Genomic DNA, 6,071 nt, shown 5'->3' with positions numbered 1-6,071 from the left:
CAGGAGCAGATGGAGTCGGTGACCGACAAGTGGGGGATCAGGATCAACCGCATCGAGATCGTGGACATCACCCCGCCCGCCCAGATCCTCCAGGCGATGGCCCTGCAGAAGACCGCCGACCAGGAGAAGCGCGCCGCGATCCTGCAGTCGGAGGGCAAGCAGCAGTCGGCGGTCAACATCGCCGACGGCCAGCGGCAGGCGCTGATCAAGCAGGCCGAGGGCGACCGGCAGGCATCGATCCTCCGCGCCGAGGGCTCGCGGCAGGCGGCGATCCTCGAGGCCGAGGGCCGCGCCCAGGCGATCAAGACCGTGTACGGCGCGATCACCGAGGCGCGACCGGATCAGACCCTCGTCGCCATCCTCCAGCTCGACACCCTGTCGAAGTTCGCCGCCAGCGAGGGCTCGACGATCGTCGTCCCCTACGAGTCCGCCGGGCTGATGGGCGCCGCCCAGACGCTGCGCTCGGTGTTCAACGGCACTGTCGCCGGCACCCCGGCGCCGCCGTCCTGAGCGGCCGCGGCGCGTACGATGGCGCCGCGATGACCGAGCAGCCCGGCCTCTTCGGCGCGGCGCCCGGCGGCGACGACCATCCCCCCGCCGCGGCTCCCGCGCTGACGGGCGCCCCGCTGTCCACCCGGATGCGGCCGCGCAGCCTCGACAAGTTCGTCGGCCAGGAGCACGCCGTCGGTCCCGAGGCGGTGCTGCGCCGCGCCCTCGAGACCGACACGCTGCCGTCGATCATCCTCTGGGGACCACCGGGCAGTGGCAAGACCACCCTCGCCGGCATCGTCGCCGCGATGACCGGCTCCGCGTTCGAGGCGGTGAGCGCGGTCAGCTCCGGGGTCGCCGAGCTGCGCCGCATCGTCGACCGAGCGGCCGAGCGGCGGCGCACCGGGCGGCGGACGCTGCTCTTCATCGACGAGATCCACCGGTTCAACCGGGCCCAGCAGGACGCGATCCTGCCCCACGTCGAGAGCGGGCTGGTGCGCCTCCTCGGCGCCACCACCGAGAACCCCGGCTTCGAGGTCAACGCCGCCCTGCTCTCACGCGCCCGGGTGGTGCGCCTCGAGGCGCTCGACGCCGCGGCGCTGCGCCGCCTCGTCGAGCGCGCGCTGAGCGACACCGAGCGCGGCCTGGGCGGTCTCGGCGTCGAGCTCGAGGACGACGCGTTCGACGAGCTGGTGGCGCGCAGCGGCGGCGACGCGCGGGTCGCCCTCGACGCCCTGGAGATCGCCGTCGCGGTGACGCCGTCGAACGGCGTTCGCCGGCGCGTCGACCGTGCCGCGGTGCTCGGCGCCCTGCAGCATCCGACCCTGGTCAGCGACCGCGCCGGCGACCAGCACTACTGGATGGTGTCGGCGCTGATCAAGTCGGTGCGCGGCAGCGATCCCGACGCGGCGGTCTACTGGCTCGCGCGGATGCTCGAGGCGGGCGAGGACCCGGTGTTCGTCGCCCGCCGCCTGGTGATCCTCGCCGCCGAGGACATCGGCCTCGCCGACCCCGGTGCGCTCACCGTCGCGGTCGCCGCGCAGCAGGCGGCACACCTGGTGGGGATGCCCGAGGCGCGTCTGCCGCTGGCCGAGGCGGCGATCCATCTCGCCACCGCGCCGAAGAGCAACTCCGCGCTGCGCGCCTACTCGGCGGCCGCCGAGGACGCCCGTGCAACCCTCCACCAGCCGGTGCCGCTGCACCTCCGCAACGCGTCGAGCGCGGTCGGCCGTGAGCTGGGTTTCGGTCATGGCTATCGGTATGCACACGACCATGCAGACGGAATCGTGGAGCAGCAACACCTGCCCGATGCCCTCGCCGGTCGACGCTACTACGAGCCCACGCGCAACGGCGCCGAGGCGAGCATCGCCGACCGGCTGGAGGAGATCCGCCGCGAGCTCGCGCTCCGGCGGGGTCGGGGTTAGTTCTCCCCGAGGACGACGTTGGTGACCATGCCGTTGTCGAGCGACCACGACCCCATCATCGGGACCGGCCGCTCCTCCTCGAGGCGGACCTCGCGGCGGCGGGTTCGGGCGAGACGCTGGGCGGCACGGGCGACGGCCTCGAGCGCCTCCAGCTGATCTCCGTCGGACCCCGCGAGCAGCGCGGCGAGCTGCTCGACGGCGAGGTCGACGTCGCGGACCGGAGCCGGCGGGCGCTCGCGGAGCATCAGCCGATCGGGATGGGCCATGGTGGCGGTGGCGCTCACAGCGTGTCCTCCGAGGTGGTTTCCACGACGACGTGGGCGTCATATTCGCTGCCGTTCTCGCGCAGGCGGTGGAGCGCGGCGACGGCGGAGTCGAGGGTGCGATACCCGACGCAGAGCGCCGGTCCGTCGGGGGCTACGAGGATGGCGAACATTCGGCGGAACTTCTCCTGTTCACGGGCGCCGGATCAACGCTCCGTTGCGCGGCGCGGTGGCGGGAGCCAGACGTCGAGGTCGGGCACCGGTGGCCTGGTGCCGGTGCGATCACCCCCAGTGGCGATGGGCACCATCCTACCGCCGCGCGGGAGCCCGCGCACTGTGCAGCGGGCAACAATGTGATGTGCATCCAGTTGTGGCAGAACCACCTGACCGGAAGCTGAATCCTGCTTGGTTTTCCAACACATTGCTCATCATGCCGAATGGTTCGCACCGTCCGGTCGGTCCGCCGAACGGCGGGCGCCCAGACCCCGAGATCGCGTCAGAAACGGCCAGAACCTGTCAGGAAGCCCCCCGTGGGTGACACCGGCGTCAACGTGCCTGACGTGGCGTGCGGCCTCGCCGGGGCGCGTCCTCCCAGGCGGCGGCCAGCCCCGCCGGCCAGTCGAGGAAGTCGTCGTCGTCCTCCGGCGCCGGCTCCAGCGCGAGCGGGTCGAGCGGCCTGCGGGGACGCGCCGGGCGGCCGGCCGCCGCCGCCTGGGCGGCGCGCAGCGCGCGGGTGCGGGCCGCCGGCAGGGCGGTGCCGGGCGCGTCGGCGATCAGCAGCGGGCCGCCGGAGCGCACCGTCGCCTCGCCGAAGAGGAACCACGGCGGCGGTGGGGTCTCGGCGCCGCGGTTGGGCACGTTGAGCACCGAGTCGCCGCCGCTGCGGCAGGCGTCGACGAGGTCGACGAGCGGGGGCGCCGGCGCGCCGCACGCCCACACCGCGCTGCCCCGGGGAGCGGTGGAGCGGAAGCCTCGGGAGACCGCGGCGACCCCGGCCCGGAGCGCCGCGGTGCCGCTCCATCCCTGCGGTCGCACCGCCGGCAGGGCGCCGGCGTAGAGGAAGTCGAGCTTCAGCACGGTCACCCCCGCCCGCCCCAGGCGGCGGCCCAGCGCGGCGAGCCGGCGGCGGGCGGCGGGGGTGGCGGCGTCGAGCACCAGCTGCGAGCTCGGCGGCCGCCGGTCGACGACCGGCTCCCCTCCGGCGTCACGGAGGACGGGCAGGCCGGGCAGCCCGGCGGTGGCGGAGCGGAGGTCGACGAGGAACGGCGCCACCCAGACGCCGAGCCGGCGGCGGCGCTGCCGCAGGGTGGCGGCGAGCTCGGCGAGGGTCGCGTCGAACTCGTCGCGCTCGACCCAGTCACCCCACCAGGGCATCCAGCCGTCGTCGAGCAGCACCACCCCGCCGGGTGGCACCAGCCGCTCGGCGGCGTCGGCGCAGTCCTGGGCGGTGACCTCGGGCCCGAGGCAGTTCCAGCTCATCCACCCCACCCGGCGCTGCCCCGGCCGGTGACCGGCGGGGGAGGGGAGGGGCAGCCCGGCACCGGCGGCGCGGCGGCGGTCGAGGGGGCCGGCCGAGACCGGCTCGGCGGCGAACCGCTCCCCGGCGGGGAGCTCGATCCCCAGGCTGCGCGGGCCGGCGGTGCGCTGGGTCTCCTGCTCCGGCTCTCCGGCGGTGAGCACGTCGAGCGCGCCGGCGCCGTCCCACCGCAGGGTCACCGCCCCCAGCCGCGGCGGCCGGGCCGGGGCCACCGCCACCGCGGCGCCGCCCGGGGTGCCCCAGATCGCCCCCCACCAGCCCCGGCCGGGGACGGTGGCGTCGCGCACCCCGCTCCAGTCCCAGGAGTGGTAGCCGTCGACGCAGATGCGGGTGGCCCCGGGGCTGCGCAGCCGCACCCCGAGGGCGTCGACACGGAGCGGGGTCGCGGCGGTCACGCTGCAGCCGAGGCGCCAGCGGGGGCCGTCGGGGGTGGCCTGGAGCCGCAGCCGCAGCTCGGGCCAGGCCACCTCGACGCTGCCGGCGCGCACCGTCACCTCCGCGGCGGGGTCGGGAAGGCTCCAGGTGCGGCCGCCGGCGTCGAGCACCGGGGCGGCGTCGAGGACGCTCCGCCCCGCCTCCAGCTCGAGGCTCACGTCGCGACCCGGCGGAGGGCGCGGCGCAGCGCGGCGACGCTCCGCTCCAGCTCCTCGTCACCGTGGACCGCCGAGCAGAAGGCGCTGGTGCGCAGGCAGTCCACACCCTCCTCGCAGAGCAGGATGCCGAGCCGCGCGTCGGCGGCGGCGTCGTCGAGGGAGAGGTGGACGATGCTCGCCAGCCGCCACACCCGGCCGCCGGCATCGGCGGCGGCGAGCTCACCGGCCCACGCCTGCTCGAGCGCCGACGCGTAGGTGTCGGCGGAGACGCGCGCTCCCAGCGCCTCGATGGCGTCGAGGGCGGCGATGCCCGCGGCGGCGCTGAGCGGGTTGGCGTTGAAGGTGCCGGGGTGGCTGACGAAGTGCTCGTCGCCCTCGCCGGCGGGCACCGCGAGCAGGTCCATCACGCCGGCGCGTCCCCCCACCGCTCCCCCGGGCAGGCCCCCGCCGATCACCTTGGCGAAGGCGGACAGGTCGGGCCGCACCCCCAGCCGGCCCTGCATGCCGTCGCGGGCCACCCGGAAGCCGGTGACCACCTCGTCGACGACCAGGAGGGTGCCGCTCTCCCGGCACAGCCGCGCCGCCTCGACGACGTGCTCGGGGGGCAGCGGGAGCCAGCCGAAGCGGGCCCCGGAGGCCTCGAGGATGAGCGCGGCGACGTCCCCGCCGGCGAGGGCGGCGGCGACGGCGGCGGGCTCGAGCGAGGGCAGCACCCGGACGGTGTCGCCCACCGCCCGCGGCACCCCGAAGGGCAGCGCGGTGCCGCCGTCGTCGCCGCGCCCGGCGACGAGGGGGTCGGCCCATCCATGGAAGTGCCCGGCCACCTTGACCACCCGGTCGCGGCCGGTCGCCGCCCGGGCCAGCCGCAGGGCGAGCATCGTCGCCTCGGTGCCCGACGAGGTGAAGCGCACCCGCTCGACCGAGGGCACGGCGTCGACGATCCGCTCCGCCCATTCCACCTCGAGGCGGCTGCCTCCGCCGAAGTGGGTGCCGCGGCTGAGCTGGCGCTCGACGGCCTCGACGACCGCGGGATGGGCGTGACCGAGCAGCAGGGCGCCGTGGCCCATGGTGTAGTCGACCAGCTCGCGGCCGTCGACCAGCCACTTCCGCGCCCCCCGGGCCCGCTCGACGTGGATCGCCGGCCGGTAGGAGCGGATCACGTGGGTCGCCCCTCCGGCGAGCACGCGCGCCGCCCGGAGCTGCAGGTCGTCGTCGCTGGGGGCGGTCATGGGAGGGATGGAGGCGACGGTGGGAATCGAACCCACGATCAGGGTTTTGCAGACCCGTGCCTTACCACTTGGCTACGTCGCCTTGCGCCTTGTGTTGCTTGGATTTCTGGCCCTTCGAGCCCAGCCGCTCCACCGGTTGCTTGCCATTCTGCTTGCCTACTGTGCCCGGGATCGAGGGCTCGTCGGCCACCGGGATCCACGAGGGGCCGCCCGGCGGCAGGGAGTTTAGCCTGGGGGGCTGGCCAGCAGTCGACCGCCGGCCGGCACCGAGATGAACGCTGACCGTGCGGTCAGTGGGTCAAGCGAGAGCTCGGTCACGTCGACCGGCACGGGTTCAATGCCGACGTCGGCGAGCGGGGCCATCCGCTCGACGCGGCGCGCGGCGGCGTATACCGTGTAGCCGAGCTCGCGGAGCCGGCGGGCGCCTCTCCGATGTCCGACGAGGCCCCGGTGACGATAGCGACCCTGATGCTCATGGCTCCTCTAATCGTGGGTGTTGTCGACACGGGCGTGGGCCCTTTTTGCCGGTACACGGG

At 75.2% G+C, this 6,071-nt stretch carries 6 protein-coding genes and 1 tRNA gene; 2 read left to right on the top strand and 5 right to left on the bottom strand.

Annotated elements, in window-relative coordinates; all coding sequences use genetic code 11:
- Together VGL20_13340 and VGL20_13335 are read left to right on the top strand one after the other, a co-directional pair.
- The coding region (locus VGL20_13340) for an SPFH domain-containing protein (protein ID HEY2704666.1) at positions 1-510 on the top strand (510 nt) is incomplete at its 5' end.
- Positions 511-539: 29 nt separating this feature from the next.
- A complete protein-coding gene (locus tag VGL20_13335) occupies positions 540-1,913 on the top strand; it encodes a replication-associated recombination protein A (protein HEY2704665.1) in 1,374 nt (457 codons plus the stop codon).
- Here VGL20_13335 and VGL20_13330 read toward each other — a convergent pair.
- The 5 genes from VGL20_13330 to VGL20_13310 form a co-directional block, all read right to left on the bottom strand.
- Positions 1,910-2,197, bottom strand: coding sequence for a hypothetical protein (locus VGL20_13330; protein HEY2704664.1), 288 nt, complete (start codon positions 2,195-2,197; stop codon positions 1,910-1,912). The two genes, VGL20_13335 and VGL20_13330, sit on opposite strands and share 4 nt — an antisense overlap.
- Complete coding sequence (locus VGL20_13325; protein HEY2704663.1) at positions 2,194-2,349, bottom strand: hypothetical protein; 156 nt, start codon at positions 2,347-2,349, stop codon at positions 2,194-2,196. The genes VGL20_13330 and VGL20_13325 overlap by 4 nt, the downstream gene beginning before the upstream one ends.
- A gap of 373 nt (positions 2,350-2,722) precedes the next feature.
- Positions 2,723-4,306: a hypothetical protein gene (locus VGL20_13320; protein ID HEY2704662.1), complete on the bottom strand. Its 1,584-nt coding sequence runs from the start codon at positions 4,304-4,306 to the stop codon at positions 2,723-2,725.
- Positions 4,303-5,535 carry an aminotransferase class III-fold pyridoxal phosphate-dependent enzyme gene (locus tag VGL20_13315; GenBank protein ID HEY2704661.1) on the bottom strand — a complete coding sequence of 411 codons (1,233 nt, stop codon included), beginning with the start codon at positions 5,533-5,535 and terminating at the stop codon, positions 4,303-4,305. Before VGL20_13315 ends, VGL20_13320 begins: the two co-directional genes overlap by 4 nt.
- Positions 5,536-5,543: 8 nt before the next feature.
- Positions 5,544-5,617: transfer RNA gene (locus tag VGL20_13310), tRNA-Cys, on the bottom strand.
- Positions 5,618-6,071 lie beyond the last annotated feature (454 nt).

Source organism: Candidatus Dormiibacterota bacterium (genome assembly GCA_036495095.1).
Taxonomy (GTDB): Bacteria; Chloroflexota; Dormibacteria; order Aeolococcales; family Aeolococcaceae; genus CF-96.
This window is presented reverse-complemented; position numbering and strand designations above follow the sequence as displayed.